General features: G+C 44.6%; 18 protein-coding genes and 1 pseudogene. 15 read left to right on the forward strand and 4 right to left on the reverse strand.

Features of this window, described 5'->3' with window-relative positions; all coding sequences use genetic code 11:
• Positions 1-63 precede the first annotated feature (63 nt).
• The 15 genes and pseudogenes from HRT75_RS02535 to HRT75_RS02600 all read left to right on the forward strand — a co-directional run bounded on the left by HRT75_RS02535 (position 64) and on the right by HRT75_RS02600 (position 10,698).
• Positions 64-666, forward strand: a complete 603-nt coding sequence (locus HRT75_RS02535; RefSeq protein WP_291182437.1) for a PASTA domain-containing protein — start codon at positions 64-66, stop codon at positions 664-666.
• Positions 659-1,693: an RluA family pseudouridine synthase gene (locus tag HRT75_RS02540; RefSeq protein WP_291182438.1), complete on the forward strand. Its 1,035-nt coding sequence runs from the start codon at positions 659-661 to the stop codon at positions 1,691-1,693. Before HRT75_RS02535 ends, HRT75_RS02540 begins: the two co-directional genes overlap by 8 nt.
• 100 nt (positions 1,694-1,793) lie before the next feature.
• Complete coding sequence (gene yaaA / locus HRT75_RS02545) at positions 1,794-2,552, forward strand: peroxide stress protein YaaA (RefSeq protein WP_291182439.1); 759 nt, start codon at positions 1,794-1,796, stop codon at positions 2,550-2,552.
• 114 nt (positions 2,553-2,666) lie between these two features.
• Entirely contained in the window at positions 2,667-3,305 is a 639-nt protein-coding gene (locus tag HRT75_RS02550; protein ID WP_291182440.1) for a tetratricopeptide repeat protein, read from the forward strand.
• On the forward strand, positions 3,305-3,958 hold the full coding sequence (locus tag HRT75_RS02555; protein WP_291182441.1) for a uracil-DNA glycosylase family protein: 654 nt from the start codon (positions 3,305-3,307) through the stop codon (positions 3,956-3,958). Before HRT75_RS02550 ends, HRT75_RS02555 begins: the two co-directional genes overlap by 1 nt.
• A gap of 88 nt (positions 3,959-4,046) precedes the next feature.
• A complete protein-coding gene (locus tag HRT75_RS02560; RefSeq protein WP_291182442.1) occupies positions 4,047-4,571 on the forward strand; it encodes a YceI family protein in 525 nt (174 codons plus the stop codon).
• 2 nt (positions 4,572-4,573) lie between these two features.
• Positions 4,574-5,716: an NAD(P)/FAD-dependent oxidoreductase gene (locus HRT75_RS02565; RefSeq protein WP_291182443.1), complete on the forward strand. Its 1,143-nt coding sequence runs from the start codon at positions 4,574-4,576 to the stop codon at positions 5,714-5,716.
• Complete coding sequence (locus tag HRT75_RS02570; RefSeq protein WP_291182444.1) at positions 5,706-6,392, forward strand: methyltransferase domain-containing protein; 687 nt, start codon at positions 5,706-5,708, stop codon at positions 6,390-6,392. Before HRT75_RS02565 ends, HRT75_RS02570 begins: the two co-directional genes overlap by 11 nt.
• On the forward strand, positions 6,389-7,441 hold the full coding sequence (locus HRT75_RS02575) for a 3-oxoacyl-[acyl-carrier-protein] synthase III C-terminal domain-containing protein (RefSeq protein WP_291182445.1): 1,053 nt from the start codon (positions 6,389-6,391) through the stop codon (positions 7,439-7,441). Before HRT75_RS02570 ends, HRT75_RS02575 begins: the two co-directional genes overlap by 4 nt.
• Positions 7,435-8,211, forward strand: coding sequence for an SDR family oxidoreductase (locus HRT75_RS02580; RefSeq protein WP_291182446.1), 777 nt, complete (start codon positions 7,435-7,437; stop codon positions 8,209-8,211). The genes HRT75_RS02575 and HRT75_RS02580 overlap by 7 nt, the downstream gene beginning before the upstream one ends.
• Positions 8,189-9,043, forward strand: coding sequence for a beta-ketoacyl synthase N-terminal-like domain-containing protein (locus HRT75_RS02585; protein WP_366665011.1), 855 nt, complete (start codon positions 8,189-8,191; stop codon positions 9,041-9,043). The genes HRT75_RS02580 and HRT75_RS02585 overlap by 23 nt, the downstream gene beginning before the upstream one ends.
• Before the next feature lie 12 nt (positions 9,044-9,055).
• Positions 9,056-9,478 (forward strand): annotated as a pseudogene (locus tag HRT75_RS14760) (beta-ketoacyl-[acyl-carrier-protein] synthase family protein); the annotation flags it as partial.
• Positions 9,479-9,515: 37 nt separating this feature from the next.
• Positions 9,516-9,767 carry an acyl carrier protein gene (locus tag HRT75_RS02590; protein WP_291182447.1) on the forward strand — a complete coding sequence of 84 codons (252 nt, stop codon included), beginning with the start codon at positions 9,516-9,518 and terminating at the stop codon, positions 9,765-9,767.
• Entirely contained in the window at positions 9,764-10,258 is a 495-nt protein-coding gene (locus tag HRT75_RS02595; protein WP_291182448.1) for a 4'-phosphopantetheinyl transferase superfamily protein, read from the forward strand. The genes HRT75_RS02590 and HRT75_RS02595 overlap by 4 nt, the downstream gene beginning before the upstream one ends.
• On the forward strand, positions 10,255-10,698 hold the full coding sequence (locus HRT75_RS02600) for a hypothetical protein (RefSeq protein ID WP_291182449.1): 444 nt from the start codon (positions 10,255-10,257) through the stop codon (positions 10,696-10,698). Before HRT75_RS02595 ends, HRT75_RS02600 begins: the two co-directional genes overlap by 4 nt.
• On the opposite strand, the gene trpA is transcribed toward HRT75_RS02600, so the two are convergent.
• The 4 genes from trpA to HRT75_RS02620 all read right to left on the reverse strand — a co-directional run.
• Positions 10,673-11,440 carry a tryptophan synthase subunit alpha gene (gene trpA, locus HRT75_RS02605; RefSeq protein WP_291182450.1) on the reverse strand — a complete coding sequence of 256 codons (768 nt, stop codon included), beginning with the start codon at positions 11,438-11,440 and terminating at the stop codon, positions 10,673-10,675. The two genes, HRT75_RS02600 and trpA, sit on opposite strands and share 26 nt — an antisense overlap.
• Before the next feature lie 9 nt (positions 11,441-11,449).
• Positions 11,450-12,631: a tryptophan synthase subunit beta gene (gene trpB, locus HRT75_RS02610; RefSeq protein WP_291182451.1), complete on the reverse strand. Its 1,182-nt coding sequence runs from the start codon at positions 12,629-12,631 to the stop codon at positions 11,450-11,452.
• The gene (locus HRT75_RS02615) at positions 12,621-13,241 is read right to left on the reverse strand and encodes a phosphoribosylanthranilate isomerase (protein WP_291182452.1); all 621 of its coding nucleotides are present in this window, start codon (positions 13,239-13,241) and stop codon (positions 12,621-12,623) included. The genes trpB and HRT75_RS02615 overlap by 11 nt, the downstream gene beginning before the upstream one ends.
• Positions 13,231-13,783, reverse strand: a 553-nt coding sequence (locus HRT75_RS02620) for an indole-3-glycerol phosphate synthase TrpC (protein WP_291182453.1), incomplete at its 5' end; no start/stop codon positions are given. The genes HRT75_RS02620 and HRT75_RS02615, both read right to left, overlap by 11 nt.

Genomic DNA, 13,783 nt, shown 5'->3' on the forward strand with positions numbered 1-13,783 from the left:
AAGGCAGTTGTAATATCTACTCAAATATATGTATTTTCGTGTTTCAATTAACTTTTCGTTTTAATGAGTTTCGTTAGATTCTTACTGACCAAAACATTCTTAAAACAACTTGGCATAGCCCTATTGGTAACGGTGGCTTTGGTCTTTTTGTTGCTGTTCTATTTAAGAGTAAGCACCAATCACGACCAGCGTATTCAGGTGCCTGATCTGGCTAAAATGACCCTTGACGAAGCCAATTCTGCTTTGAGTGAGCTGGAATTACGCTGGGAGATCTTAGATACTACCAATTACAATCCGGAGTATCCCAAACAATCCATCATTGAACAACTGCCCAAGGCAGGAAGTATGGTAAAAGAGAACCGGACCATTTACCTAACCGTGAATCGATCTGATTACCGCTCTTTGCCCATTCCCAATGTAGTTGGGCGTACCCGCAGACAGGCAGAGCCGACCTTGATCTCCATGGGATTCAAGATCGGAAAGGTTACTTACAGACCCTATATTGCTAAGGATGAAGTTTTGCAGTTGCGTCACAATGGTGAACTTATTGAGCCTGGCGTTTTAGTCCAAAAGACTGCTGTAATTGATCTTGTGTTGGGTGATGGAAAGGGTAATCTACGTATGGGAGGATCCAGTTCCTCTTCCAATTCGGATTCCGATGGATAAAGAGCCCATAGATCAACAAGAATCCGAAGAACTATACGAGCACCATCGTTTTGTTGCCGAAAAAGGCCAACAACCTCTGCGAGTAGATAAGTTCTTGATGAACTATATAGAAAAAGCCACTCGTAATAAAATTCAAAAAGCGGCAGCTGCGGGAAATATCTATGTCAATGATATTCCGGTAAAGTCAAACTACAAGGTGAAACCTCATGATGTAGTGACCGTGATGTTTGCCCATCCGCCTTATGAGTTCTTGTTGGTGCCAGAAGAGATTCCCTTGGATATTGTCTATGAAGACGATGCCGTATTGGTGGTCAATAAACCTGCTGGTATGGTGGTGCATCCCGGGCATGGGAATTACAGCGGAACTTTGATCAACGCCTTGACCTATCATTTTGAGAACCTGCCTAACAACAGCAGTGGCAGACCGGGTCTTGTCCATAGAATTGATAAAGATACCAGTGGACTTTTGGTTGTTGCTAAGACCGAAGAGGCCATGACACATCTGGCAGGTCAATTCTTCAATAAAAGCACCGAACGCACCTATACTGCCCTTGTTTGGGGTAATATGGAAGAGGACCAAGGCACTGTGGAGGGCCATATCGGCAGACATCCTAAAAACCGTTTGCAAAACACAGTCTTCTTAGGAGAAGAAGCTGAACTCAAAGGCAAGCCTGCAGTTACACATTATAAGGTTCAGGAGCGCCTAGGCTATGTGACTTTAGTTTCCTGTACTTTGGAAACAGGCCGTACACATCAGATCCGTGTGCATATGAAGCATATTGGGCACACACTTTTCAATGACGAGCGCTATGGTGGAGAGAAGATCCTCAAAGGAACCACCTTTACCAAATACAAGCAGTTTGAAGAGAATTGCTTTAAAGTCCTGCCGCGACAAGCCTTGCACGCCGCTACTCTTGGTTTTGTGCATCCTGTAAGTGGAGAGCTTATGAGATTTCAGGCGCCGCTGCCTGATGATATGGAGCAGTGTATTGCCAAATGGCGTGACTACGCCAAACATATGCACTAGTATTAGTTTCTCCAATAGTGGCATTTACAAGCTTTAGTTAGAGCACTTGTGACGGCTTTCAGAGTTCCGTATTTTTGTAAGACACAAAAAAGAAAGCCGCGTGAAAATTGTAATCTCTCCTGCAAAGTCTTTAGATCTAGAATCTAGCTTACCAACTTCAGCACACTCACAACCTGCTTTTCAAGCGGAGTCGGAGCGTCTCAATAAATTGCTAAAAAAGAAGTCAGCAAGAAGTTTGTCAAAACTGATGCATATTTCAGATGCTTTGGCTACTCTGAATTACGAACGCAATCAAGCTTGGTCTTTGCCCTTTGATGATTCTAATGCCAGGCCAGCGATGTTCACTTTTGCAGGTGATGTGTATCGCGGTTTGGACGCTTTTACTATGAAGGAGGAGGCGATTGAATTTGCACAAGACCATTTGCGTATTCTTTCTGGGCTTTATGGCCTGCTAAAGCCACTTGACCTGATGCAGGCGTATCGTTTGGAGATGGGTACTAAGATGCCCGTGGGTGTTAAGAAGAATTTATACGAATTCTGGAAGCAAAAGATCACCAAGCAGTTGAATGAAGAACTTGCGGCAGATGATATCTTGATCAATCTTGCCAGTAATGAATATTTCAAGGCTATCGATACCAAGGCACTTAAAGCTACAGTGATCACTCCCGTCTTTAAGGAGTTTAAAAACGGTCAGTACAAAACTATTGGAACATTCGCCAAGCCGGCACGTGGAATCATGTCTCGCCATTTGATAGATACCAAAGGAACCACTGTGGATGATATTAAGGCCTTTAATAAAGAAGGTTACGGATTCTCTGAGGAGCTTTCCTCAGAAACTGAATTGGTATTTACGCGATAGTACCTCAGAATTTCATAGCTTAGGGCTGTGCCTTACTATATCTTAATTCTATTACTCCAAGGCGTTTGTCTCTACCATATTTGGAAGACAGGCAGGCCTTATTATTGGTTTTTTGTGATCATCTTTCTGCCCGTTGTTGGGAGTATCGTCTACATTCTAACACAGATGATTCAAAAGCGAGAAGTAGAACAAATCCAGAAGGAACTCACCTCAGTGATCAACCCTACCAAAAAGATCAACGATCTTAAAGCTCAGCTAGAATTTGCAGATACGTTTCAAAATCGAGTCAATCTTGCTGATGCGCTCCTAGAACAAGGTAATTATCAAGAGGCCGTAGATCACTACCGGGATGCACTAAGCGGAAATTTTTCAAACGACGTTTATGTTAAGATTCAATTGATTCGCGCCTTCCATCAGCAGGGTGAGAGCCAGTGGGTCATTCAAGAAGCAGAAAGTATAAAAGTTCATCCCGATTTTATGAAATCGGCGGCCTCTTTCTATTATGGACTTGCCTTGGACGCCAATGGAAATTCAGAAGCTGCCCAGCCTTATTTTGACAATATTGACAGACGTTATTCTAATTATCCCGAACGTGTTAAGCTCGCAGCCCATTACAGCGATAAAGGGAATAAAGAGAAGGCCATCGAAATCTTAGACGAAGTTTTGGCAGAAGGTGCTACCATGGGAAAAGATAGTTCGAAACTTCATCGAACAGCCTTAGCTGAGGCTAGAAAATTGCGTGGCAGTCTGTAATGTTTATTCACAAACATCCCTATCCTCCTTATTTTCCAAAGGGTGCTACCAAGATGATCGTGGGCACCTTGCCGCCACCAAGATTCAGCACGGGTGAACTCAAAGTCGGTGATGTCAATTTTTGCTACGGCAGTATAGACGGACAACTTTGGCCCATTCTCAATCAACTTTTTGCCCTCGATTTAGTTTTTGAAACTACTCAAAAAGCCATTGACCAGCGCAAAGACTTCTTGCATGAACGCGGCATTGCTATCTGTGATATTGTTCACAGTGCTAAGCGACAAAAAATAGATGCTTCAGACTTAGGGATGGAGCAGGTGGAGCTGCGTCCGCTTTTAAAATATCTCAAAGAAAATACGCAGATAGACACCTTGCTTTTTACAGGTGGAAACAGTAAAAATGGCCCGGAATACTTTTTTAGACGCTTGCTTAAAGAGCATGAATTGACCTTAGAGGTTTTGGAAAATCAGGTCCCGAGAATTCACAGTTTTGAATTAGATGGCCGACAAATCAAAACTGTTTCTTTGACTGCTCCCAGCGGTGCAGCCAATAGAGCCGTGGGCAGCTTGCCTTTGTACAAAGAGCGCAAAGCTGCAGATCCATCATACAATACCCTCTTGTTTCGCCTAGATCAATACCGACCTTTCTTTTAGCACTTTCCTAGCAAGGATTCAATTATTTAGACTTAACTTTAAGAAATAAAAGGATGGCGTAATGCCTTGCTTTTGTTTTAAGTTGCTTATGATGAAGAGATTGTTGTTTTTATTTATGGGGGTATATATGCTGTGCAATTCTACAGCGTTTGGCCAGATTGCCCATGATATTTCCTTTACGATTAGAAATTTCGGAATCAATGTGGAAGGGAAATTTAATTCCAGCGCCGTGATCGGAACCATAGATTTATCGGCTTTACAAAACACCCAACTGCGCGTAAGCATTCCAGTAAATACCATAGATACAGATAATAAAACTAGAGATGAGCATCTCTTGGAAGAAGAATATTTCTATGCAAGTCAATACCCAAACCTAGAATTTGAATCTACTGCTTTGCGAGAAGTAGCAGACCGTGCCTATGAACTCCAAGGCAATTTAACGATCAAAGGAGTGACCAAAAATGTGGTGATCAAAATGTATTCAGAATCTATGGGCAATACCACCAGACTGATCGGTGAACTAGAGATCAACCGCCGCGATTACGGCGTGGGTGGTCGTAGCTTGGTCATGTCCAAGAACGTTACCATCTCCATCACTTTAGAAATTCCATAAGCTTGAAGCAACAAGAAGCAGACGTTCTCATTGTTGGCGGTGGATTGGCGGGTTTAAGCGCTGCTATTGATCTGTCCGGACAAGGCAAATCTGTGCTGCTGTTTGAACCTAAATCCTATCCGCGTCATAAGGTCTGCGGCGAATATATTTCTAATGAGGTACTGCCGTATCTCTCGAAGTTGGGAATTGATCCCTTTGCGTTGGGAGCTGTTGAAATATCGAATTTCAGTTGGACCCATCCCAAAGGCAAGGCTATCCAAGCAAAGCTTCCACTAGGTGGATTTGGTATCAGCAGGTTTACCCTTGAACAGGCTATGTTTGAAAGGGCTCAGTTAGTGGGCGTTCAAATTATTACAGCATCCGCAGAAAATATAACCTCAATACCCAATGGAGTGCAATTAACAAGCAGTGATGGAAACATCTACACGGCAAGCGCTGGCATTGCTGCCTACGGGAAGCGATCAATACTAGATAAAAAACTAAAGCGGGAATTCATCAGTAAAAAAGCCAATTACGTAGCGGCCAAATGGCATGCAAAGGGAGCGTTTGACCCTTCCCTAGTGGCATTACACAATTTTGAAGGCGGTTATTGCGGCGTCTCACGTGTGGAGCAAGGGCTAATCAATTTTTGCTTTATTGCCAGTTATGAGGTCTTTAAAAACTATCGCGAACTCTCCAAGTTTATGGATACGGTACTGGGAGCCAATCCGCATTTAAAAGCTTTGTTGGATGAAACGGAGATGGTTTTTGACAAACCCTTGAGCATTGCACAAATTTCATTTAAGGATAAACCTCCTGTAGAAGGTAATTGGATCATGTGTGGCGATACTGCCGGCTTGATACATCCGCTTTGTGGTAACGGTATGAGTATGGCCATTCGCAGCGCGGAGATGGCCTGCGAGGAGTTAATGGATTGCTTTTCCGTGCACCAAGATCTCAATCAAGTATTACAGCGCTATCAGTCGCGATGGAAGCTTGAGTTCTCCAAGCGCCTGCGTATGGGAAGGGTCGCCTCGGGTATTTTTTCTAGTGATGCCGGAAGCAGTCTAGCAATGGATGCAATCAGATTTATTCCAGGTATTTTGCCGTTTTTTATCAAACAAACCCACGGGAAAGTGGATAAGTCATTAGCCTATGAAGCATAGATCTCACGAGCCTGAATGGATGGACGATCTTGAAATGGAAGGACAACAATTGTTGGATACCCTTAAAACCTTGGCCAAGATCAATGCCCGCTTAGGAGGAGATGCCGTAAGCCTAAAAGGGGTTTGCAGACTGAGTCGTGCGGCAGATTCTGCTCAAGGATTGCACATTATTGATTTGGGATGTGGAGAAGGGAGTCAGTTGCGACATTTAGCAAATTACAGCAGAAAGCACCAATTAGATTGGCGTTTTACCGGCGTTGATGCAAATGCAACCTGTATTGCTTTCGCGGAGCAGCGATCGCAGGACTATCCTGAAATTACCTATCTTAAAGCAGATGTTTTTAAGTGGGACATGCCCGAATGTGATATCGTTTTGACGACTTTATTTATGCATCATTTTGACGATCAGCAAATTAAGCAGATGATAGATAGCGCCAAATCCAAAACACGTTTGGGTTGGGTGGTGAATGATCTGCAGCGAAGCCCGATTGCTTATGGCCTATTTTGGTCTTTGGGTCTCTTTATTCGCAACGAAATGATCATGCATGACGGCTTATTGTCAATTAAAAAAGGATTTAAAAAACACGAACTAAAACAAATGTCTAACACCCTAAAAATGCAGTCGGAAGTCAATTGGAACTGGGCCTTCCGTTATCTGTGGTTGTTGCGCTCATGAGTGTACGTATAACAGCAGTATCCAAGGCCTTGCCCGAGTTTTCTCGTACTACGGATGAGATCCTTCCTTACGTTTCAAAATGGTTGGACGGCCAAGAAGATCGCTTCAAGCGCAAGGTTCTTAAGATCTTTGAAGGTGCCGGAGTTTCCCGTCGCTATGCCATTATGGATGCGCCAGATGTGTTTAACCCAACTTCCTTTGAAGAAAAGAACCGCTTATTTGTCAAGGCTGCAATTGATTTAGGAACCCAATCCTTGCAAAATGCTCTGGACAAAGCAGGGTGGAAGCCTGAAGAACTCGACATGCTCATCACGGTGAGTTGTACGGGCATTATGATCCCGAGTTTGGATGCCTATTTGATCAACGCCTTGGGATTGCGGCAAGATGTCATGCGTTTGCCGGTAACAGAAATGGGCTGCGCTGCAGGAGTTTCGGGAACCATTTACGCCTATAATTTTTTAAAATCGAATCCGAATAAAAAGGCCGCGGTGATCGCGGTGGAATCTCCAACGGCAACTTTTCAGCACAGTGATTATTCTATGGCCAATATGGTTAGCGCTGCAATTTTTGGTGATGGAGCCGCTTGTGTATTACTCTCTTCTGCTGCGGATGAACAAGGGCCTGAGATCTTAGGAGAAGGCATGTATCATTTTTACAACGCCACTCACTTAATGGGCTTTGACTTGACTAATGAAGGTTTACAGATGATCTTGGATCCGGAAGTACCCAATATGATCGCTTCTCACTTTGGTGAGATCATACATCCTTTTTTGGCCAAGCACGGAAGCAGTATTGAAGCTTTAGACCATTTGATCTTTCATCCGGGCGGACGCAAAATAGTACAGACCGTTGATGAACTTTTTGGCTCGCTTGGAAAGTCTATAGAAGATACCCGAGCCGTGCTGGATCTCTACGGCAATATGTCAAGCGCCACGGTGCTTTATGTTCTAGAGCGCTTTATGGAAAAAAATAACCCCGCAGGAACCCAAGGTTTGATGTTGAGCTTTGGACCGGGATTCTCTGCCCAACGCCTTTTATTGCAATGGTAGCATCAAACAATTGGGCCTTGATATTGGGAGCCTCCAGAGGTTTGGGTTGGGCTACTGCTCAGCAACTCGCCACTCAAGGCTATAACTTGCTTTTGGTTCATCGAGACCCTAGAGCCAGCTTGGCTAATTTTCAAGAAGGCCTGGAACAGATGCCATCCGAAGCAATCATACGCACCTTCAACAAGGACGCGACACGTTCAGAAAGCATTGCCGCTTTGATATCCAACTTTAAAGAAATCCTTCCAGAAGGAGCATCCATAGGCGTGATGATACATGCCATTGCCAAAGGGCATGTAAAACCACTCGCAGAATCAGAATCGCTTACCGCAACCGATATGGCCATTACTTTGGAAGCTATGGCCAGCAGTTTAATGGATTGGACCCAACAATTACATCGGGCTAAAATGTTTGCAAAAGATACTCGTATCATCAGTTTTACGAGCGAGGGCAGTCATAAGGCCTGGAAACATTATGCGGCTGTTGGTACGGCCAAGGCAGCTTTAGAAGCAATTACCAGAAGCATCGCTTTAGAATTTGCCCCACACGGAATTCGTGCTAATTGCATTCAGGCAGGCGTTGTAGATACGGCGTCGCTAAGACGCATTCCCAATGTGGATCAGATCTTAAAGTACGCAGCATCTCGCAGCCCATTCAAACGTATAACCACTCCAGAGGATGTAGCTCAAGTAGCAGGACTTTTATGTCGTCCAGAAGCGGCTTGGATCAACGGAGCAGTAATTCCAGTAGATGGCGGAGCACATATACAATAATACGCGTGTCGTTATTACGGGCATGGGAGTAGTTGCTCCCAATGGAGTTGGTTTGTCTGATTTTGAACGGGCATTGCGCGATGGGCGCTCCGGAATTGCCTTTATTCCGCGTTTGGCTGATCTTAAATTCGGATGTCAAGTAGGCGGAATACCACCTGTACAGCAGCATCATATCGATGCCTGTTTGACTCCTTTGCAAGTCAGGAATTTTGACAGCGACGGGATCATTTATGGAATGATTGCGGCAGATGAGGCTTGGAAGAATGCAGAATTGGAATTAGGAAATGAGCAGTTCGATCCTCAAACTGGAGTCATTTTTGGAACTGGAACTTCTGGGATAGAAAAGTTAAACGCTTCCATGAAAATGGTGGATGAGCAAAAGGTTCGTCGCTTGGGTAGTAATGTGGTGATCCAAACCATGGCCAGCGGTGTGAGTGCGTTTATTGCAGGACATATTGGGGCTGGGAATCAAGTCACCACCAATTCGTCTGCTTGTACTACCGGAACAGAAGCTCTTTTGATGGGTTACAGACATATTAAAGCAGGTTATGCCCGGCGTATGTTGGTCGGTTCCACTTGTGAACACGGCCCGTATTTATGGGCTGGCTTTGATGCCATGCGCGTGACGAGTCAGCGGCACAATGATGCTCCAGAAAGAGCGTCGCGTCCTTTGAGTGCTACGGCAGGAGGTTTAGTGCCCGGTGGAGGAGCGGGTGCCTTTGTCATTGAAACCCTTGAATCGGCCTTGAAAAGAAAGGCTCCTATAATCGCTGAGGTTTTGGGCGGACAGATCAATTCCGGAGGGCAACGTGACGGAGGAACTCTTACGTAGCCCAATCCAAAAGCCGTCAGAAATTGTATCGCGGATGCGCTCGCTTCTGCGGATGTATCTGGTCATGAGATCGATCTGATCAACGGGCATTTAACAGCCACCGCCAAGGACCCTGATGAGGTGGCTGCATGGGTGGACGAGCTTGGTGTAGAAAAATTAGATTTCCCTTATTTGCAATCCACTAAAAGCATGGTAGGTCATTGTTTGTCGGGTTCCGGAGCTGTGGAATTAGTAGCCACCGCTTTACAAATTCAGCACGATTTTGTGCACCCTTCCATCAATACAGAAGATCTACACGAAAATATCGCGACTCTTATTCCACGAGAGAAAATTCCGCAGCAAACTATAAATACTTCAATTGAAACTGCAATCAAGGCCAGCTTTGGCTTTGGCGATGTCAATGGCTGTGTCGTATTGCGTCAGTATAATTCGTAACTTCAAACCAAGCTAATACCGCAAATCCAATCAATTCATGAATGATGCCCAATTTTTTGATCGTCTCAAGGAGATCATCAGCCCTTATGTTCAAAATCAAGAAGCCTTTAAAGATTTAAAAGCAGAGACCCGATTTATTGAGGACCTGCAGATCAACTCCGCCAATTTAGTAGACGTGGTCTTGGACGTAGAAGATGCCTTTGATATTGAGATTGACAACGATTCCATGGAAAAGATGCTGACTTTAGAAGCTTCCTTGGCTGTGATCAAAGAAAAATTAAGCGCATGATCGGCAATGATGTGGTGGATCTTTCCTTAAGTACTTTCGATACAGAAGGACGATTTTGGCGCTATAGCCAAAAGGTCTGTTCGCCTGTTGAGCTAAAACAGTTCGGTCATTTTGAATCCAATCAGCAGAGCCTCTGGCGGGTTTGGAGTTTAAAGGAAGCAGCTTTTAAAGCGGCTGTCCGCTTGGGATATCAAGGGCTTTTCCGTCCAGCAAAGATCAAAGTTGAATTAATAGATTCAACGAGAGCGATTATCCAAATAGGTCATTATAAATTCAAAGGGAGAACAGGGATAGATCAACAGCAGTTGTGGTCAGATGTGGTTATAAAGGATTTGGATTTCAAGTCGATCGTATCTATCCAAAAACCCAATTGTGTTCCCATTAGCTATAAGGGTCGTTTGCCTTTTATAAGATCCGAAAAAGGAGGAAAGCTCCCTGCAAGTATATCCCATCACGGTTCGTTTTTTAGATTAATCTATTTAAGCGCATGAATGCATTTATCGCCTATGCCCGAGACAAGTTTAAGGTAGATAGACGCCTTCTTTTGATCTATGTTTTGCTCTATTTTGGTTGGGGAATGGGCATGGACTGGTTTGGTGCCACCGTGCAGATTGCCACCTTTACCTATTGGTGGCAGGTCATCACCGTGTACTTGCTGTACATGATCCCGATCTCACTTTTGCTTAAAGGTCTGCCTTTTCACACGCAATACGCCTACGGACTAATAGCCATGGGGCTTTTAGAATTTGGTGGCTACGCGTTAGAAACTTCCATTGCTTTCCCAAACAATATTCTGGATCAGTTCTTTGGTGAACGAAACTTTGCCTTGGCCATGGCGCTCTTTTTTGCCCTCTATTTTCCCTTGGGGAATTGGGCAGTCAGCAAGATCTACAAACTAATCTGGCCTAATCGGGACGAATCCCTTTCATAAAAGCTCCAATACCCGCAGTTCCCTTTTCACGCAGCATTTTAATAAATGCCGACCCAATAATGGCACCTTTAGCTTTATGAGTCGCAGCCGTGAAGGTCTCCTCGCTACTGATCCCAAAACCAACAATGCATTCGCTCTTTAGATTCATGTTCGCAATGCGATCAAAGTAGGCGGTTGTTTCACTGCCAAAGCCGCTTTGCGCTCCCGTAGTACTAGCCGTACTCACCATATAGATAAAGCTGTTTGAAGCCGCGTCGATTTCACGAATACGCGCTTCTGAGGTTTGTGGAGTGATCAAAAAGACCATGTCCAATCCGTACTTTTCAAAGATGGCTTTGTATTCCAATTCAAACTCGCGCAGGGGTAAGTCCGGAATGATCAAACCGTCTATACCCAATTCGCTGCAGCGTTTGCAAAAGTCTTCCATCCCGTATTGCATCATTGGATTGAAATACCCCATCATGATCAGCGGAATGGATACCGTGTCGCGGATACCCTCTAATTGATCAAAAAGGCGAGCGGTAGTGATTCCGTTTTTCAGGGCGTCTGTAGAACTTTCTTGTATGGTAGGTCCATCCGCTAATGGATCGCTAAAGGGCAAACCGATCTCGATCATATCGGCTCCAGAATTTTCCAATTCTTGAATTACCGTCACGGTATCATCCAACTTCGGAAACCCAGCTGTGAAATAGATGGACAGTAGTTTTTTGTCTTGTTGTAAGGCCTGTTGAATTCGATTCATAAGTAGGTCTTAGAGTTTAAAGTATTCGATATAAGTGTTGAGGTCCTTGTCTCCACGACCGGACAGGTTGACCACCACAATGTCATCTGCCTTGAATTTTCGCTCTTCAAAAATCGCGAAGGCGTGAGAGGTTTCAATGGCTGGAATAATTCCTTCCAATTGACTTAAAAGTAGACCAGCTTCCATAGCGGCTTTGTCGGTAATGGAGATAAATTCAGCACGCCCACTCGCATAAAGGTGCGCGTGCATAGGGCCAATTCCAGGATAGTCCAAACCAGCAGAGATGGAATAAGGTTCGGTGATCTGACCGTCCTCGGTTTGCATGAGCAAGGTTTTACTGCCGTGGATGATGCCTGATTTTCCAAGCTGAGAGGTAGCAGCACTTTCTCCCGTATTGACGCCTTTACCAGCTGCTTCAACAGCGATCAAGCCAACTTCTGGAGTATTGAGGTATTCGTAATAGGCACCTGCAGCATTAGATCCTCCACCCACACAAGCAACCACGTAATCTGGATTTTCACGCCCTTCTTTTTCTTGCAGCTGCCATTTTATTTCCTGAGAGATTACGGCTTGAAAACGAGCTACCATATCTGGATATGGATGCGGCCCCACAACACTACCAATGATGTAATGCGTATCCACAGGATTGTTGATCCAATCTCTGATCGCTTCATTGGTGGCATCTTTAAGTGTTTTAGAACCTGATTCCGCCGGAACTACTTTAGCGCCCAACATCTTCATTCGCGCCACATTGGGAGCTTGACGTTTGATGTCTATAGCGCCCATATAAACAATACATTCCATGCCCATCAGTGCGCAAACCGTCGCGGTTGCGACTCCATGCTGCCCAGCACCAGTTTCTGCAATGATCCGCTTTTTACCCAAGCGCTTGGCCATTAAGATCTGGCCGATGGTATTATTTACTTTATGCGCTCCGGTATGGCAAAGGTCCTCGCGTTTTAAATAGACTTTACAGCCGTAATGCTCTGAGAATCTTTTGGCAAAATAGAGTGGAGTTGGTCTGCCTACATAATCCTTGAGTAAGGCGTGGAACTCCTCCTGAAAAGCAGGATCCGAAGCAATTTGAATATAATTCTGACGCAATTCCTCTACATTTGGGTAAAGCATCTCTGGGATAAAGGCACCGCCAAAATCTCCGTAATAACCGTGTACATCTACATTATAGTTCATAATTCATCAAGGTCTTTAATTCATCAATTTTTTTTAATCCTGGGGCCGATTCAAACTTGCTGTTCACATCAATGGCCATAATGGGTAAAGAAGTATTGAGCAGTTCTTTGACTGCCGGCAGCTCTTCCAAGCCAATTCCACCACTGATCACAATGGGGAGTTCACTTCTGTAAGCGTTGAGTAATTTCCAGTCAAAAGTCTTTCCGTTTCCGCCGGGTGCTTCCCCTCGGGTGTCAAACAAAAAGGCATCAACCAAGTCTTCAAAAGGTTTCAATTTTTTGAAGTCAAATTTTTCTCCAACAGAAAAGACTTTCCAAAAGTCAATATCGGTGTGGACCAACTCGCGCAATAGACCTATGTACTGCTGATCTTCCTTCCCGTGAAGTTGAATGACATCCAGGTCATGAGCTTCAATTTGTTGGAGTACGTATCCCTTTGGTGCATCTACAAAAACCCCAACTTTTTTAATCCCTTCGGGAACTGCAACGGACTCTGCGTTCATAAATCGCGGAGACTTCTCGTAGAAGATAAAACCGATATAATCAGGCTTTAATTCCGTAAGTGCCTGAATATTCTCCGCCTCGCGCATGCCGCACACTTTAATTTTCATCGTTGGCATCTTTTAAAGCGTTTACAAAATCTACGGCTGCCGCTCCCGGGTTTTCACCGCGCATAAAGTGTTCGCCCATCAAGAATCCTTTAAAACCGGCTTTGCGGAGCATAGCTACGGTTTGTGGATCACTCAAACCGCTTTCAGAGATCGGGCAATAGTTTGCAGGGATCTGTTTTAGCAAATCCAAACTGGTTTGCACATCCACCGTAAAGGTTTTGAGATTGCGGTTGTTTACTCCGATCAAATCCACCTCGGGAATTAAATTGTCCTGCAATTCTTGCGCGTTGTGCACTTCTAGGAGCACTTCCATTCCTAAGGATTTGGTCTTTTTAGCCAACATTTGCAAACGGTCTGCCGGCAAACAAGCCGCGATGAGTAAAATTACATCAGCGCCGTGGGCTTTGGCTTCTGTGATCTGATACGGATCGATCACAAATTCCTTGCGCAACAGAGGCATGGCAGTAGCTGCTCGCGCCTGACTTAGATCTTCTAAAGAACCCCCAAAGAAAGGCCCGTTGGTCAGTACTGACATTCCGCTA

This window comes from Gilvibacter sp., from assembly GCF_013214815.1.
Lineage (GTDB): Bacteria > Bacteroidota > Bacteroidia > Flavobacteriales > Flavobacteriaceae > Gilvibacter.